This is a genomic window from Paracoccus sp. UBA889, assembly GCA_002294185.1.
GTDB lineage: Bacteria > Pseudomonadota > Alphaproteobacteria > Rhodobacterales > Rhodobacteraceae > Paracoccus.
The window spans coordinates 5,370-20,547 of record DBFD01000020.1; the positions used below are offsets into that span (position 1 = coordinate 5,370).

At 65.5% G+C, this 15,178-nt stretch carries 14 protein-coding genes and 1 rRNA gene (1 of these 15 running past the window's edge); 7 read left to right on the forward strand and 8 right to left on the reverse strand.

Annotation, left to right across the window (positions count from 1 at the left end; translation table 11 throughout):
- Positions 1–16: 16 nt before the first annotated feature.
- Together B4L36_RS03085 and glpD are read right to left on the reverse strand one after the other, a co-directional pair.
- Complete coding sequence (locus B4L36_RS03085) at positions 17–1,084, reverse strand: ABC transporter ATP-binding protein (RefSeq protein ID WP_292952202.1); 1,068 nt, start codon at positions 1,082–1,084, stop codon at positions 17–19.
- Positions 1,081–2,631 carry a glycerol-3-phosphate dehydrogenase gene (gene glpD, locus B4L36_RS03090; protein ID WP_292952205.1) on the reverse strand — a complete coding sequence of 517 codons (1,551 nt, stop codon included), beginning with the start codon at positions 2,629–2,631 and terminating at the stop codon, positions 1,081–1,083. The genes B4L36_RS03085 and glpD overlap by 4 nt, the downstream gene beginning before the upstream one ends.
- Positions 2,632–2,765: 134 nt before the next feature.
- Here glpD and B4L36_RS03095 point away from each other — a divergent pair, with 134 nt between their 5' ends.
- The gene (locus tag B4L36_RS03095) at positions 2,766–3,527 is read left to right on the forward strand and encodes a DeoR/GlpR family DNA-binding transcription regulator (protein ID WP_292952208.1); all 762 of its coding nucleotides are present in this window, start codon (positions 2,766–2,768) and stop codon (positions 3,525–3,527) included.
- Here B4L36_RS03095 and B4L36_RS03100 read toward each other — a convergent pair.
- Positions 3,524–3,880, reverse strand: coding sequence for a winged helix-turn-helix domain-containing protein (locus tag B4L36_RS03100; protein WP_292952211.1), 357 nt, complete (start codon positions 3,878–3,880; stop codon positions 3,524–3,526). The genes B4L36_RS03095 and B4L36_RS03100 overlap by 4 nt on opposite strands.
- A 144-nt stretch (positions 3,881–4,024) precedes the next feature.
- Between B4L36_RS03100 and B4L36_RS03105 the strand changes: the two genes are divergently transcribed.
- On the forward strand, positions 4,025–5,206 hold the full coding sequence (locus tag B4L36_RS03105; protein WP_292952240.1) for an acetyl-CoA C-acyltransferase family protein: 1,182 nt from the start codon (positions 4,025–4,027) through the stop codon (positions 5,204–5,206).
- A 347-nt stretch (positions 5,207–5,553) separates the two neighbouring features.
- On the opposite strand, the gene B4L36_RS03110 is transcribed toward B4L36_RS03105, so the two are convergent.
- From B4L36_RS03110 to B4L36_RS03130, 5 genes are all read right to left on the reverse strand, one after another.
- Positions 5,554–6,156: a VUT family protein gene (locus B4L36_RS03110; protein ID WP_292952214.1), complete on the reverse strand. Its 603-nt coding sequence runs from the start codon at positions 6,154–6,156 to the stop codon at positions 5,554–5,556.
- Positions 6,157–6,379: 223 nt separating this feature from the next.
- Positions 6,380–7,276: an esterase-like activity of phytase family protein gene (locus tag B4L36_RS03115; RefSeq protein WP_292952217.1), complete on the reverse strand. Its 897-nt coding sequence runs from the start codon at positions 7,274–7,276 to the stop codon at positions 6,380–6,382.
- Entirely contained in the window at positions 7,249–8,112 is an 864-nt protein-coding gene (gene mepA / locus B4L36_RS03120) for a penicillin-insensitive murein endopeptidase (protein WP_292952220.1), read from the reverse strand. The genes B4L36_RS03115 and mepA overlap by 28 nt, the downstream gene beginning before the upstream one ends.
- Entirely contained in the window at positions 8,109–9,506 is a 1,398-nt protein-coding gene (locus B4L36_RS03125) for an MFS transporter (protein ID WP_292952223.1), read from the reverse strand. Before B4L36_RS03125 ends, mepA begins: the two co-directional genes overlap by 4 nt.
- 15 nt (positions 9,507–9,521) lie before the next feature.
- Complete coding sequence (locus B4L36_RS03130; protein WP_292952226.1) at positions 9,522–10,082, reverse strand: acyl-CoA thioesterase; 561 nt, start codon at positions 10,080–10,082, stop codon at positions 9,522–9,524.
- A 137-nt stretch (positions 10,083–10,219) separates the two neighbouring features.
- Between B4L36_RS03130 and B4L36_RS03135 the strand changes: the two genes are divergently transcribed.
- From B4L36_RS03135 to B4L36_RS03155, 5 genes are all read left to right on the forward strand, one after another.
- Positions 10,220–10,513: a YggT family protein gene (locus B4L36_RS03135; RefSeq protein WP_292952229.1), complete on the forward strand. Its 294-nt coding sequence runs from the start codon at positions 10,220–10,222 to the stop codon at positions 10,511–10,513.
- The gene (recQ, locus tag B4L36_RS03140; RefSeq protein WP_292952232.1) at positions 10,513–12,561 is read left to right on the forward strand and encodes a DNA helicase RecQ; all 2,049 of its coding nucleotides are present in this window, start codon (positions 10,513–10,515) and stop codon (positions 12,559–12,561) included. The genes B4L36_RS03135 and recQ overlap by 1 nt, the downstream gene beginning before the upstream one ends.
- 287 nt (positions 12,562–12,848) lie before the next feature.
- Positions 12,849–13,745 (forward strand): protein-methionine-sulfoxide reductase catalytic subunit MsrP, encoded by an 897-nt coding sequence (msrP, locus tag B4L36_RS03145; RefSeq protein ID WP_292952234.1) that lies wholly within the window; start codon positions 12,849–12,851, stop codon positions 13,743–13,745.
- Positions 13,745–14,365 carry a sulfite oxidase heme-binding subunit YedZ gene (locus B4L36_RS03150; protein WP_292952236.1) on the forward strand — a complete coding sequence of 207 codons (621 nt, stop codon included), beginning with the start codon at positions 13,745–13,747 and terminating at the stop codon, positions 14,363–14,365. Before msrP ends, B4L36_RS03150 begins: the two co-directional genes overlap by 1 nt.
- 465 nt (positions 14,366–14,830) lie before the next feature.
- Positions 14,831–15,178 (forward strand): 16S ribosomal RNA (locus B4L36_RS03155) (its annotated part continues 1,236 nt past the right edge of the window); the annotation flags it as partial.

Genomic DNA, 15,178 nt, shown 5'->3' on the forward strand with positions numbered 1-15,178 from the left:
TCATGCCCTCATGCCCTCATGCCGCCGCCGCATAGGCGGCGCCGCGCGCCAGCCCGCCATCGGTGTTGAACAGATAGACATGCGCCGGATCCAGCCAGACCGTCAGCGCCTGCCCATGATCGCGCTTGTGCACGCCGTTGACCAGCCCGACCCAGCGATCGGGCCCGTGGCGCAGATGCAGGAAGGTCTGCGCGCCGGTGATCTCGGTCGTCTCCAGGACGGTGGACAGCGGCATCGCGCCAGGCCGTTCGTGCAGCGACAGGTGCGACGGTCGGAATCCCGCCAGATAGTCGCCGTCGGGCAGATCGACCTGCCAGGTCGCGTCGTGGATCCCGGCCACCCCGCCCCGGACCGAGACGGGCTTGAAATTCATCGGCGGGTCCGAAAAGACCCTTGCGGTCACAGCGTCGGCGGGCTGGCGATAGACCTGTGGCGTGGGGCCGAATTGCGTGATCCGGCCTTCCCATAATGTCGCGGTATTGCCGCCCAGCAGCAGGGCTTCCTCGGGTTCGGTCGTGGCATAGACGAAGATGGCGCCGGATTCCTCGAAGATGCGGGGGATCTCGACGCGCAATTCCTCGCGCAGCTTGTAGTCCAGATTGGCCAGCGGCTCGTCCAGCAGCACCAGGCCCGCATCCTTGACCAGCGCACGCGCCAACGCGCAGCGCTGCTGCTGGCCGCCAGACAATTCCAGCGGCCGCCGATCCAGCAAGGGCGTCAGGCGCATCATCTCGGCGGTTTGCTTCACCCGCCGGTCGATCTCGTCCCGCTTCACGCGCATCAGCCGCAGGGGCGAGGCGATGTTTTCATAGACCGACATGGACGGATAATTGATGAATTGCTGATAGACCATCGCCACCTTGCGGTCCTGCACACGCTGGTCGGTCACGTCATCGCCATTCCAGAAGACGCGGCCTTGCGCCGGACGGTCCAGGCCCGCCATCAATCGCATCAGCGTTGTCTTTCCGGCCTGAGTCGGACCCAGAAGCACGTTCATGCTGCCCGGTTGCAGGACCAGGTCGGTGGCATGGATATGCACCCGTCCGCCGACCGTTTTGGAGATGCCGCGCAGTTCCAGCGTCATGCGGCTGCCCTTTTCTGGCCCATCCAGCCCTCCAGTTCGGCGATCTGGTCTGCGTTCATCTGCAGGCCCAGCTTGCTGCGCCGCCAGATGACATCCTCGGCGCGACGCGCGAATTCCTTGTCCATCAACCAGCCGACCTCGGTTTCGGTCAGGCCGGCGCCGAAATCGCGGCCAAGATCGGCCGCAGCCTTTGCCGTGCCCAGCATGGTCCAGGCCTCGGTCCCGTAGGCCCGGACCAGCCGCGCGGCCCGGTCCTGATCCAGAAACGGATAGGCCGCGCGCAGATCCGCGATCAGGCCGGCCACGCCATCGACCGGGAAATCTCCGCCGGGCAGGGGCGCACCGGCCGTCCAGGCCGAACGGGCCCGCGGAAAGTGCGGCGCCAGCCGTTCCATCGCGTGCTCGGCCAGCCGGCGATAAGTGGTGATCTTGCCGCCAAAGACGTTCAGGCAGGGCGCGCCGGCCTGATCCAGCGACAGCACATAGTCGCGCGTCGCCGCGGTGGCTGATTTGGCGCCATCGTCGTAGAGCGGCCGGACCCCGGAATAGGTCCAGACGATCTGGTCGCGCGTCACCGGCCGTGCGAAATAGTCCGAGGCGAAGCCGCACAGGTATTCCTGTTCCTCGGGGGTGCATTCGGCCTCTAGCGGGCTGCCCTGGTGATCGCGGTCGGTGGTGCCGATCAGGGTGAATCGCTGCTCATAGGGAATCGCAAAGATGATCCGGCCATCGGCGCCCTGAAAGAAATATGCCTTGTCGTGGTCATACAGCCTTGGCACGACGATGTGGGATCCGCGCACCAGGCGCACCGTCTCGGTCGAGGGCAGGTGCGCCACGTCGCGGATCACCTGGCCGACCCACGGCCCGCCCGCATTGACCAGCGCCCGGGCGCGGAAGGCGCGTCCGTCTTCCAGCGTCACGCGCCACAAATCGTCTTCACGCGCAGCCTCGGCGACCTTGGCGCCGACCATGATCCCGGCCCCGCGCATGGCCGCGTCGCGCGCGTTCAGCGCCACCAGCCGCGCATCGTCCACCCAGCAATCGCTGTATTCGTAGGCCCGCTCCAGCCGGTCCTGCAGCGGTGCCCCTTCGGGCGTATCCTTCAGCGACAGGGTGCTGGTGGGGGGCAGGATCTTCCGACCGCCCAGATGATCATAGAGAAACAGCCCCGCCCGGATCAGCAGGTTCGGCCGGTGCCCGCGGTTCCACGGCATCGCCAGGGACAGCGCGCGGCTGACGGGCGTGTCCGATTCAAACGTCATCTTCGGGTCCAGCGGCAGCACGAAGCGCATCGGCCAGCTGATATGGGGCATGGCGCGCAGCAGAACCTCGCGTTCGCGCAGCGCCTCGCGGACCAGCCGGATTTCGAGATATTCCAGATAGCGCAGCCCGCCGTGAAACAGCTTGGTGGATTTGGAGCTGGTCGCCTGCGCCAGGTCGCCCATCTCGGCCAGCCGGACCGACAGACCGCGGCCCGCCGCGTCGCGCGCGATTCCGCAGCCATTGATGCCGCCGCCGATGATGAAAAGGTCGGTGATCTCCGGCATGAGGCTCCTCCCAAAGCCGGGTCAGGTGATCACGGCTTCGTGCAAACTGTCAACGGGAATTTTCGCGGATGCGCGATTTACTTTCGTATTGACAAGAAGCGCACATCATCTTTCCGTAAACGAAAGAGGGGGTCGTGGCCATGAACATTCGCCAGATGGAGATCCTGGAGATCGCTCGTGCGTCCGGCCGCGTCGGCGTCGAGGAACTGGCCGAACGTTTCGACGTGACCTTGCAGACCATTCGCCGCGATCTGGGCGAACTGGCCGATCACGGGATGCTGGACCGGATCCATGGCGGCGCGGTCATGCGCAGCGGCGTCAGCAATATCGGCTATGCCGAGCGGCGGCGGATGCACGAGGATGCGAAAGCCGCCATTGCCCGGGCCTGCGCGGCGCGGATTCCCGACAATTCCTCGATCATCATCAATCTCGGCACCACGACCGAGGCCGTTGCCCGCGAATTGCTGGGTCATCGCAACCTGACCGTCATCACCAACAACATGAACGTTGCCAATATCCTCGTCGGCAACGACAGTTGCGAAATCGTGGTCGCGGGCGGGGCGCTGCGGCGCAGCGACGGGGGGCTGGTCGGCGATCTGACAACCGAATTCATGGCCCAGTTCAAACCCGACTACGCCATCATCGGCGCCTCGGCGCTGGATGCCGATGGCGATCTTCTGGATTTCGACATGGCCGAGGTCCGGGTCAGCCGCGCCATCGCCGGGCTGGCCCGGAAATGTTTTCTGGTGACCGATATCAGCAAGCTGGAACGATCCGCGCCGGTGCGAATCATCTCGATGTCCGATCTTGACACGGTCTTCGTGGATCGGCCCCTGCCCGATGCGCTGATGCGGAAATGCGGGGAATGGCAGACGGCCGTGGTGATCGCCTGCTAGTCGCGATCGGCCAGCAGCCGGCCAAGCGCCTGCAGGTCCCGCGCGCCGGCCTGGTCCAGCAACGTCTCCAGCGCCCGGAAATGCCGGATGACGGCGTGCCCGGTCTGGGTCAGCACCGCGCCGCCGCCGCCCGGTCCGCCACGGCTGCTGTCCACCACCGGCAGGGTGAAGCCCGCGTTCATTTCCTCGACCAGCGACCAGGCGCGCTTGTAGCTCATTCCCATGTCGCGGCCGGCGGCGGCGATCGAGCCGTGATGGTCGATCAGCACCAGAAGCTGCATCTTGCCCGGACCCAGCGTCAGAGCATGGCCATATTCCAGGCGCAGCTTGATCCGGGGAAGGGGGGCTTGCATCGGCTTGTGGTCCGGCGGTTGAGGCTGGTTCCAGACTAGGTGCGCGGTCCTCGCGCCGCAACGTCGTATCCCGGCCCGCCGCAACGACGATTGCCGTGCGGCCGGAGACTCCTATGCTGCGGAATGATCAGCAAGGGGGAAACCATGGCCGAATCCGATATCGTCATCCTGTCCGGCGCGCGCACCGCCATCGGCACCTTTGGCGGCAGCCTTGCCGCGATTGCGCCGATCCGGCTGGCAGCAACCGTCACCCGCGCCGTGATCGAGCGCGCCGGCATCGCTCCCGACCGGATCGGGCAGGTCGTCTTCGGCCATGTGATCAATACCGAGCCGCGCGACATGTATCTGTCACGCGTCGCGATGCTGGAGGCGGGGATACCCGACACCACGCCCGCGATGAACGTGAACCGGCTGTGCGGATCGGGTGCGCAGGCCATCGTCTCGGCCGCGCAGGCGCTGATGCTGGGTGACGCCGATTTCGCCATCGCGGGCGGCGCCGAAAGCATGAGCCGGTCACCCTACGCCGTGCCCTCGGCCCGGTTCGGCGCGAAGATGGGTGATCAGGTGATGCTGGACATGATGACCGGGGCGCTGACCTGCCCGATGGGCACGGGCCATATGGGCGTGACGGCGGAAAACGTCGCCGCCGAACACGGGATCGGCCGTCAGGCGCAGGACGAATTCGCCCTGGAATCGCAGCGCCGTGCCGCGTCGGCCATCGCGGCGGGGCATTTTCGCGACCAGATCGTGCCGATCGAGGTCAAGACCCGCCAGGGAGTCGCGGTCTTCGATACCGACGAACACCCGAAGCAAACCGATCTCGACCGGCTGGCCAGCCTGAAACCGGTGTTCCGCAAGGAGGGCACCGTGACCGCAGGCAATGCCAGCGGCATCAATGACGGTGCGGCGGCGCTGGTGCTGGCGCGGGCGGATGCGGCGCGGGCCGCGGGCCTGACCCCGCGCGCCCGGATCCTGGGCTACGCGGTCGCGGGCGTCCGGCCCGACGTCATGGGAATCGGCCCGATCCCGGCGGTTCGGGCATTGCTGGCGCGCACCGGGCTGAAAGTCGCCGATTTCGACGTGATCGAATCGAACGAGGCATTCGCCGCGCAAGCCTTGGCGGTCAACGAGGGGCTGGGGCTTGACCCGGGGCGGGTGAACCCGAATGGCGGCGCCATCGCCTTGGGCCATCCCGTCGGAGCAACAGGGGCCATCCTGACCGTCAAGGCGCTGTCCGAACTGGACCGGACCGGCGGCGCGAAAGCCCTCATCACCATGTGCATCGGCGGCGGCCAAGGCATCGCCATCGCGATCGAGAGAATGTGATCGGCGCCGCCGCCCCTGCGACAACAAAAGGGCGCGGCCTGATCCTCGGCTGCGCCCTTTTCGGCATCGTCTCACGATGCGCGGTGAAGGCCCGCTTCGCGCGCCGGCACCGGAAACGGGCCGCCCAGATCAGACGGCCCGCGAGTTCCACGGAGATGGCCCGGTTAGGGATGGCTAGAATCCGTCCGGTCCCAATCAGGGTTTACGACCCAGGGGGCTGCCCCTAGGCCACGGCCCCCCTGACTGTTCCGACACCTCTCTCCAATATCACTCTCGACACTGGACCACCTCCTTTCAATGTGTTGCCGTTGCAAGGGGAAGGGTGCCACAGATCGAGATTCTGTCAATCAGATTTCTTGGGGGTGCCTCAACAAATTGCGGACAATCAGCCGGAATGGCACAAGGGCCAGTAGCGCCAGTCCAAGTTTGACCAGCCAATCGGCACTTGCCAGCGAAATCCACAGCGGACCGATCGGTCCTTGACCAAGCAGCGGAACCGCCTCGTTGGCCCAGACGGTATTGCCGTCCGCCGGCAGGATGGCCGAAAATGCGATGCTGAAGAACAGGGCCGTATCCAGCGCCGATCCGACCAGCGAGGATGCCAGCGGCGCCGTCCACCAGCGCCCGCCGCGCAGGGCATCGAAAATGGCGATGTCCAGCGTTTGCGCGACGATGAAGGCCGTGCCCGATCCCAGGGCGATGCGCAGCGTGGTCCTGTCAAGGCCCGCTGCGGCCAGCGAACAGATCACCCCCACCAGGAAACCGGCCAGCACCACCCGGCGCGCGGCCGCCGCGCCGTAGACACGGTTCATCACATCGGTGACGAGAAAGGCGAAGGGATAGGTGAAGGCGCCCCAGGTCAGCCAGTCTCCGATGACGAACTGGACCAGGATATTCGAGGCCACGACGATGGCGGCCATGGCGATCACGCCGGGCAGATAGCGGGTCATGAATGATGTTCCGTTTTACAAGGTTGCGGACAACTCGGCTCCGCGGCGCGGAACAACGCGGCCATACGCCGGGCCGGCGGGTGCTGTCAATTCGGCGCGCTCGCAACCGCGGCCGGTCGCCATCGCACCCAGGGTTCGACAAACTCCTCGCGCTCTTTGCAAATACCTGCGGGGGTGAATTGGCCGCAGGCCAAGAGGGGGCCGGCGAGGTCCCCTTTCCCGGTCAGTTTCGCAACCGATATTCGACCAGTTCCGTTCTCTGCACGATCAGGAAATTGTCGTCCGAAATCATCGTCAGCCGGATTCCCTGTCCGTCGTCCCAGACCGAGATCCCCTCGAGGTTGTCATATTGCAGCGGTCGCGTGGTCAGCAGGATTTCCTCGTCCTTCGGGCCCTCGGCGGTCAGCCGCATCCGGCGCACGCGCGAGACGAACCCGAAGAGGCCGCGAAAATCGCGCTCCAGTATGTAAAGCATCCCGTCGGGGCCGAAATCCGCGCCGGTCATCAGCCAGCGCGGATCCCGGCGGATCGTGCCCAGGCGGCTCCATTTGCCGTCGCGGAAACCCAGGACCGGAAACGGCCGGTCCTTGCGCGAGGATCGTTCGACGATCGCGACCAGCAATCCGTCATCGCGAACAGCCAGCGCCTCCATCCCCGAATTGGTGCGGAAGTCGGGCAGTTTCGGCGGCAAGGGCCGGCGGGTCGCGGGCGCATCGGGATCGGCATAGCTGGCGATCCGGTCCAGACCTTCGAAACTGACCCAGATGCTGCTGTCGCGCGCGATCGCCAAGCCCTCGCTGTCGCCCAGATAGCCCGGCTTCAGCGGTTGTCCCTTGCTGTCCTTCAGATGGGCGCGCCCGGCGACATTCATGCCCCGGATGCGGCCCTGCGCGTCGCGTTCGACGCTGCCCCAATACAGCCAGGCGCGGTCGCTGAGGGCGTTGAAGCCGGACCCGTCGGCACTGATCTCCAGCCCGGAAAAGCCGCCGAAACTGCCTTCGGTGCCCGACCAGACATAGGTTCCGATGTAATCCAGCGTCACGGCCGGCGCGGGGGCGCCGGCCGTGATCAGCAGGACGGACAGGATGGCGCCTAGCGCGCGCCGGCGACGGTGCGGCATTGGGCAGGCAACTCGGCCATGCGATAGGTGCGGGGATGGCGGTAATTCGGATCGGGCGGGGCGGGTTTCACGCGGCTGGGGTCGATCCGGTTCCTGATCCATTCGGCAGCCTCGGCGCAACCATCGCCCGGGGGCGGCGGTTCCTGATCCTGACAGATCGAGCCGGGCGGACAGTCAAGCCGGACATGGAAGTGGGATTCATGCCCGTTCAGGGGCCGGATCTTGCGCAGCCAGCTTCGGTCGCCCTTTTCCAACTGGCACATCGCGACCTTGACCACGGGGTCGGTAAAGATCCGCTCGACCCGCGGATCGCGGGCCGCGGCGCGCAGGATCGTCATGTGCCCGCCGTTGAAATTCGGCGACAGCGCCGTGCCGCCCCTGGCCACGACCGAAGCCGAGGAGATGCGTTCCCGCTGCGCCGGGCTCAGCGCCAGCGAGGAGGGCGGCAGCATCCAGACATCGGCGTCCAGCCCGATCTGATGGCTGGCATGGCCCGAGGTCATCGGCCCGCCGCGAGGCTGGCTCATGTCGCCGATATAGAGGCCGCGCCAGCCGGCCTGCTGTGCAACGCGGGACAGGCCGATCAGGAAATCGACCAGTTCGGGATGGCCCCAGTTGCGGTTGCGCGACAGTCGCATGGCCTGCCAGCTTGGCCCGGACTCGGGCAGTTGCGCGAAGCCCTGGCCGCAGCCCTTGGAATAATAGCCGATCGATACCGGCGGGCCTTGCGAGGCGCCGCGGAAGTTGCCGAACACGTCCTTGGCCAGCGACTGGGCCGACAGCGGTGCGGCAAGCCCTGCCAACAGGGCGGCTGCGGTCAGGAACTTGCGGATCACTGCTTTGCCTCTCCTTCGGGTTTGACCCAGCCTAGCAGAACCAGCGCCAGAAGAAACATCGCGATCAGGGGCGAGATGCCGATGCGCTGATTGCCGGTCAGATCGGTGACCGTCGCGATCAGGAACGGCGCCAGGAACGCGGTGGCCTTGCCCGAAAGCGCATAGAGGCCAAAGCCTTCTGTCGCCTTGTCCGCGGTGGTGTGGCGGACCATCATCGTGCGGCTGGCCGCTTGCAGCGCGCCGCCCGCGCCGCCGATCAGCGCCCCACACAGAAAGAAGATCGCATCGGGCAGGCGCAGCCCGGCCACGACCGGGCCGTCCGGCACCGCCATGCCAAGGAAGGTGTCGCGATCCATGCTGATGATCACGATGCAGACCGCGATCAGGATCAGCATGCAGGCCGCGATGACCGGGCGCGGGCCCCAGCGTCGGTCGGCGCGCCCGCCGAGCCAACTGATGATCGCGGCCGAGACGGCGCTGACCACGCCGAAGATACCCGCCAGAAAGACCGGCCAGCCCAGCACGGTGCCGGCATAGACGCCGCCGAAACCGTATAGCGCGTTCAGCGCGTCGCGCGACAGCATCGACGAGACCAGCCAGGCCGCCAGGCTGCGGCGATGGCGCAGGCTGCCGATCAGCCGTCCCAGATCGCGCATCGCGGCGCCCAGCCTGATTCTTGCGCGCGGCCCGCGCGGCTCGCGGACCCACAGGAAGAACGGCACCATGAAGATGGCATACCAGATCGCCACGAAAGGCCCGACAAAGCGCGTCCCCTCGCGGGTCTCGGGATCCAGACCGAAAAGCGGCGCGATCCCGGCCAGCGTCCGGCCCGACGGCGTTTCGGCGAACAGGGCCAGCATCAGCGTCAGCGCGACGACGCCGCCCACATAGCCGAAGGCAAAGCCCGACCCGGACAGGCGCCCGATCTCGTTGCGCGGGGCAAGGCCGGGCAACATGGCATTGGTGAAGATGGTGGCGAATTCCATGCCGATCAGGCCGATGCCGAACAGCGTGACCGCGGCGATCAGCGGCGGCTGTTCGGGGACCACGAACCACAGCCCCGCGGCGCCCAGGACATACAGCGCCGAGAACAGCCAGACCCAGGGCATCCGGCGTCCCGAGGTGTCGGCCACCGCCCCCAGGATCGGCGCCAGAACCGCGATCACGACGCCGCTGACCGACAGACCGTAACCCCACAACGCCTGCGCACGCGCCCCCGCCAGCGTCACGCCGTCGCCCAGGGCGATGAAATGGCTTTTCGCGATCTCGGCGAAATAGATCGAGAAGACGAAGGTCAGCAGCAGCGTGGCATAGGGCTGGCTGGCCCAGTCGAAAAACCACCAGCCCCAGATCCGCTTGCGGTCCATCTCGTCCCCCGGTCGCTTTTTCGCCATAAGGCCCGAGGCGGGTCAGACTGGCAAGTCACCTTTCGTGCCGTCGGGAACCAGCGGCGGCCAGGGCCGTGCCGCATCGGCGTCGATCCAGGCCTGCACCCAGCCGGGCAGGTCGGGGCTGCCGACCGGATGGCCAAGCGCCTGCATCAGCCGCGGCGGGGGGACGATCCCCTGCCGGGATGTCACCGCTGAACGGATCAGCACCTGATTGCAGCATTCGGATCCCTTCCACATGGACTGATCCATGTAGATGAAGCGATCATCCCAGCCGACCATGCGCGAGATCATCGTGAACCTCTCGAAGGCGCGGATTCGCCGCCGGTAGCGGGTCGAGTTTCCGGCGACGGTGATCCCCCAGCCTTTCTCGCGCAGAACCGGCACCAGCCCGGTGCGGGAAGCCAGCGAGATCCGGCCCAGGTCGTACAGGGTCAGGGTGCGGCCGTTGTTCAACTCGATCCAGGGATCCAGATCCCATGGCCAGCAGCGATGGGTCGAGACATGCGCGTCCATCGGTCCAAGCGGCGGCGCGCCGCGGAACTTGATCATCTCCTTGGCGAAACGGATCAGCGGATACATCGGGCCCCCTTCTGTTGCCGGGCAGGGCCGGGCGTGGCCCGGCCCGGCGGCATCGTCAACCCGAACGCTGCGGCAACCGGGTTGCACGCCGGTGCCGGCACCTGCATAGAGGTCCGGACCGCGACGACGAGGGCACAATGGGAACGCTGTACGAGGCCTTGCAACTGATCCTGCAAGTGGTGTGGTTCGTGATGATCGTCCACATCATCATGTCCTGGCTGATCAATTTTCAGGTTCTGAACCTGCGCCAGCCGCTGGTCGCGCAGATCTGGGACGGGCTGAACCGGCTTCTGGAACCTCTCTACCGTCCGATCCGCAACATCCTGCCCAATACCGGCGGGCTGGATCTGGCGCCGCTGGTCGTGTTCATCATCATCATCATCCTGCAACGCGCCCTGGCCAACAATGCCGGCTTCTTCTACGGCATGTGATGCCCAGGGACGTGCCCGCCGACGATCTTCTGAGGCAGGTCTGGGGCTTTGACGGCTTTCGACCCGGCCAGGGCGAGATCGTCGAGGCCGTGGCCCAAGGCCGCGAGGTTCTGGCGATCATGCCGACCGGCGGCGGCAAGTCGCTGTGCTATCAATTGCCCGCGCTGATGCGCGACGGCGCAACGGTCGTCATCTCGCCGCTGATCGCCCTGATGCGCGATCAGGTTCGCGCGCTGACCGCAGCGGGCGTGCCGGCCGGCGCGCTGACCAGCGGCAATACGCAGGACGAAACCGATGCGGTCTTGGCGGCGCTGGAACGGCGCGAACTGAAACTGCTCTACATGGCGCCGGAACGGCTGGCCTCGGGCGGGGCGATCAATCTGCTGCGCCGGGCGGGCGTCACCGCCATCGCCGTGGACGAGGCGCATTGCGTCAGCCAGTGGGGTCACGACTTCCGGCCCGATTACCTGCGCATCGGCGAATTGAAGCGCATGCTGGGCGTGCCTTTGGCGGCCTTCACGGCGACCGCCGATGCCGAGACGCGGGCCGAGATCGTGACCCGCCTGTTCGACGGCGCCGAACCCGTCACCTTCCTGCGCGGCTTCGACCGCCCCAATATCCGGCTGGCCTTTCAGCCCAAGGACAGCCCGCGCAAGCAATTGCTGACCTTCGTTGCCGCACGGCGCGGACAATCGGGCATCGTCTATTGTGCCAGCCGCGCCCGGACCCAGACGCTGGCGCAGGCGCTGAATGACCAAGGCCACAGCGCGGTCGCCTATCACGGCGGTATGGAAGCCGATCTGCGCCGTCGGGTCGAAAGCCGGTTCCAGCAGGAAGACGGCCTGATCGTCTGCGCGACGGTCGCCTTCGGCATGGGCATCGACAAGCCCGACATCCGCTGGGTGGTCCATGCCGACCTGCCGAAATCCATCGAGGCCTATTATCAGGAAATCGGCCGCGCCGGTCGCGACGGCGATCCGGCCGAGACGCTGACCCTCTACGGTCCCGACGACATTCGCCTGCGTCGTGCGCAGGTCGATGAGGGGCTGGCCGCCAATGATCGCAAGGGGGCCGATCACGCGCGGCTGAACGCGCTGCTGGGTCTGGCCGAGGCGACAGGCTGCCGCCGCCGCCGCCTGCTGGCCTATTTCGGCGAGGACATGCAGGCGGATTGCGGCAATTGCGATCTGTGCCTGACCCCGCCCCGGCTGTTCGACGGCACGCAGGCGGTGCGCATGGCGCTGTCGGCGATGCTGCGCACCGGTGAATGGTTCGGCGCGGGGCACCTGATCGACATCCTGACCGGACACACGACCGAAAAGGTTCGCGAACGCGGCCACGACAAGCTGCCGACCTTCGGTGTCGGTCGCGATCATTCGCGTGGCCAGTGGCAGGCGATCTTCCGGCAGATGATGGGCCTGGATCTGTGCCGCCCCGATCCGGAACGCCACGGGGCTCTGTTCCTGACCGACGCCGCCCATCCGGTTCTGCGCGGCGAGGACAGCGTAACTCTGCGTCATGACACGACCCTGCGGGCCAGGGGCGCCAATGTCCTGCGCACGCAGGTCGACGAAGAGGATGAGCCGCTTCTGTCGGCGCTGAAGGCCCGGCGCCGCGCGCTGGCCGAGGCCGCCCGCGTGCCTGCCTATGTCATCTTCCCCGACCGCACGCTGATCGAGATGGCCCGCCTGCGTCCTCAGGATCTGGACCAGATGGCGCGGGTCAGCGGGGTCGGGGCGAAGAAGCTGGAAAGCTATGGCACCGAATTCCTGTCGGTGATCGCAGGCGATCAGCCGGACATGCATCCCCACCGCCGGGCGCTGGCGGGCCGGCCCGAGGGCATCCTGTTCGACCGTCTGGTCGCGGCGCAGAACCGGCTGACGCGCGGCGAGGATGGAACCGAAAAGCCGCTGTCCTGTTCGACCGCGCAACTGCGCCGCATCGCCGAATCTCGCCCCGCGGACCAGGCTGCCCTGTCGCGCCATCTGGATGCCGCGCGCCTGAATCGCTTCGGTCCGGCCTTCCTGCGACAGATCGCCGAGAGCTGAGGCCGCGCCACGCGGCCCATCACCGCGTGCCGCCCGTGCTTTGCCTGACAGGCGGATTCCCGTCCGTTGCAGGGAAACATCGGCGCATCCGCGTTGATCCTGTCCGGCTTCTTGTCCGCCTGCGACGCCTGCGATCACCTGCTTGTCATCGCTCGTGCCGTAACGGGCGGTATCGCCGGAACGAAGGGTAATGGGAATGTGATGCGCATTTTCGGCCCGCCGCATCGTGACTATGTCTAGGTCGGGTGTGCAAGGCTGCCAGGCACAAGACGGATCGGAGGAAGAACATGAAACTTACATGGTCAGACGTGACACCGAAGGCCCACTGGCTGGATCGGCGTGCATTCATCGCGACTGCCGCGGCTCTGTCCGCCTCGCCGGCGCTGGCGCTAAGCGGCAAGCCGTCCGGGTTGTCGACCGACGAAAAGCCCAACACGCTGGAAGAAATTACAAATTACAACAATTACTATGAATTCGGCACCGGCAAGGAGGATCCCGCCCGCAATGCCGGCGGGCTGAAAACCGATCCCTGGTCGGTCGAGATCGGCGGTCTGGTGGATCGCCCCGGCTCTTACGGTGTCGAGGATCTTGCGCCCGAGAACACGCTTGAGGAACGCATCTACCGGCTGCGCTGCGTCGAGGGCTGGTCGATGGTCATTCCCTGGATCGGCGTGCCGCTGGCTTCGGTGCTGAACAGGGCCGGGATCCAGCCCTCGGCGAAATTCGTCGCCTTCGAGACGGTGACGCAGCCCGACAACATGCCCGGTCTGCGCTATCCGATCCTTGACTGGCCCTATCGCGAGGGACTGCGGCTCGACGAGGCGATGCACCCGCTGGCGATTCTGGCGACCGGATTGTATTCCGACCCGCTGCCGAACCAGAACGGGGCTCCGATCCGGCTGGTCGTGCCATGGAAATACGGGTTCAAGTCGATCAAGTCGATCGTCAGGATCACCCTGTCCGACAGCCAGCCCTATGCCACCTGGAATGCAAGTCAGCCCAACGAATACGGGTTTTACGCCAATGTGAACCCGAATGTCGACCATCCCCGCTGGTCGCAGGCATCCGAGCGGCGCATCGGTGCCGGACTGTTCGCCGGACGTGAGGAAACGCTGATGTTCAACGGCTATGCCGATCAGGTTGCATCGCTGTATTCCGGCATGGATCTCAAGAAGAACTTCTGATGCGCAGAAAAATCAATGATGCACTGCGCCGACTGCCGGTCTGGGTCGTGTGGCTGGGGGGCATGATCCCGCTTGCTTTGCTGGTGTCGGATACGTTCTTCGGCGGACTGGGCATCGACCCGGTTCGCGACATCGAATATCGCCTGGGCCGGACCGCGCTCTATTTCCTGATCGCCAGCCTTGCGGTCACGCCGCTGCTGCGGATCGCGGGAATCAGTCTGATGCGGTTTCGCCGCGCGCTTGGGCTGATCTGTTTCACCTATGCGGGCCTGCATGTCCTGTCCTGGCTGGCGCTGGACATGGGGTTTCTCTGGGCGCAGATGGCCCGCGATATCGTGAAGCGGCCCTATCTGCTGTTCGGAATGGTGGCGTTCACGCTGCTGACGGCGCTGGCAGTGACATCGAACAACCTGTCGATCCGGCGCATGGGCGCGCAAGGCTGGCGCAATCTGCACAAGCTGGTCTATGTCGCCGCGCCGCTCGTCGCCCTGCACTGGATCTGGTCGCTGAAGACCTTTCCGGTCACGCCGACCTTCTGGCTTCTGGTGATTCTGTTGCTTCTCGGCCTGCGGGTCGTGATCAAGAGACCGCTGGCGCGCGCAAGACCGGCAAGGGCCTGAAGAAGGTTTTCGAAACAGGCCCTTGGCAGGAAATTGACGCGCAGGGCAGTTTTTTTGCGAATTTCCTCTTGCACCTTTGTTTTGTGATCCGTAGATACGCCTTCACCGATCGGGCCTGAGGGTTTGACTGGTTCGGGGCTTCGGGTTTTGGCTTTGGGGTTTCGGGAGATTATCCGGGATGGATGGCCGTTGGGGCGTCGTGAGAGTGGCGCGTCTTCGGTGATTGTTGTTTCGGTGCTTTTTGACATGATTGTTATGATGAAGGGATATGCGGGCGGTCTGGTCTGAACGACAGGACATCTTGCATATCGGCCTGGTAGGGTTTTTCCCGATGATCCAGGTGTCAGCTTCACTGTTTGTCGGCTCACGCGAGTGAGGACGATGAACAGATGATCATCCGGTCTTTCGGGGCCGGATGGCAGATGTGCAAGGTTCGACGTCAAGGACAAGCGTTTCGGCGCTTTTCAACTTGAGAGTTTGATCCTGGCTCAGAACGAACGCTGGCGGCAGGCCTAACACATGCAAGTCGAGCGAAGCCTTCGGGTTTAGCGGCGGACGGGTGAGTAACGCGTGGGAATATGCCCTTTGGTACGGAACAGTCCCGGGAAACTGGGTTTAATACCGTATGTGGTCCTTCGTAGTGGATACGGGGGACGAAAGATTTATCGCCAAAGGATTAGCCCGCGTTGGATTAGGTAGTTGGTGGGGTAACGGCCTACCAAGCCGACGATCCATAGCTGGTTTGAGAGGATGATCAGCCACACTGGGACTGAGACACGGCCCAGACTCCTACGGGAGGCAGCAGTGGGGAAT

What these genes read in the sequence shown, in the direction of transcription:
- B4L36_RS03085 (WP_292952202.1), bottom strand. Translation starts at nt 1,084, where the DNA reads ATGACGCTGGAACTGCGCGGCATCTCCAAAACGGTCGGCGGACGGGTG.
- glpD (WP_292952205.1), bottom strand. Translation starts at nt 2,631, where the DNA reads ATGCCGGAGATCACCGACCTTTTCATCATCGGCGGCGGCATCAATGGC.
- B4L36_RS03100 (WP_292952211.1), bottom strand. Translation starts at nt 3,880, where the DNA reads ATGCAAGCCCCCCTTCCCCGGATCAAGCTGCGCCTGGAATATGGCCAT.
- B4L36_RS03105 (WP_292952240.1), top strand. Translation starts at nt 4,025, where the DNA reads ATGGCCGAATCCGATATCGTCATCCTGTCCGGCGCGCGCACCGCCATC.
- B4L36_RS03110 (WP_292952214.1), bottom strand. Translation starts at nt 6,156, where the DNA reads ATGACCCGCTATCTGCCCGGCGTGATCGCCATGGCCGCCATCGTCGTG.
- B4L36_RS03115 (WP_292952217.1), bottom strand. Translation starts at nt 7,276, where the DNA reads ATGCCGCACCGTCGCCGGCGCGCGCTAGGCGCCATCCTGTCCGTCCTG.
- B4L36_RS03125 (WP_292952223.1), bottom strand. Translation starts at nt 9,506, where the DNA reads ATGGCGAAAAAGCGACCGGGGGACGAGATGGACCGCAAGCGGATCTGG.
- B4L36_RS03130 (WP_292952226.1), bottom strand. Translation starts at nt 10,082, where the DNA reads ATGTATCCGCTGATCCGTTTCGCCAAGGAGATGATCAAGTTCCGCGGC.
- B4L36_RS03135 (WP_292952229.1), top strand. Translation starts at nt 10,220, where the DNA reads ATGGGAACGCTGTACGAGGCCTTGCAACTGATCCTGCAAGTGGTGTGG.
- recQ (WP_292952232.1), top strand. Translation starts at nt 10,513, where the DNA reads ATGCCCAGGGACGTGCCCGCCGACGATCTTCTGAGGCAGGTCTGGGGC.
- msrP (WP_292952234.1), top strand. Translation starts at nt 12,849, where the DNA reads ATGAAACTTACATGGTCAGACGTGACACCGAAGGCCCACTGGCTGGAT.
- B4L36_RS03150 (WP_292952236.1), top strand. Translation starts at nt 13,745, where the DNA reads ATGCGCAGAAAAATCAATGATGCACTGCGCCGACTGCCGGTCTGGGTC.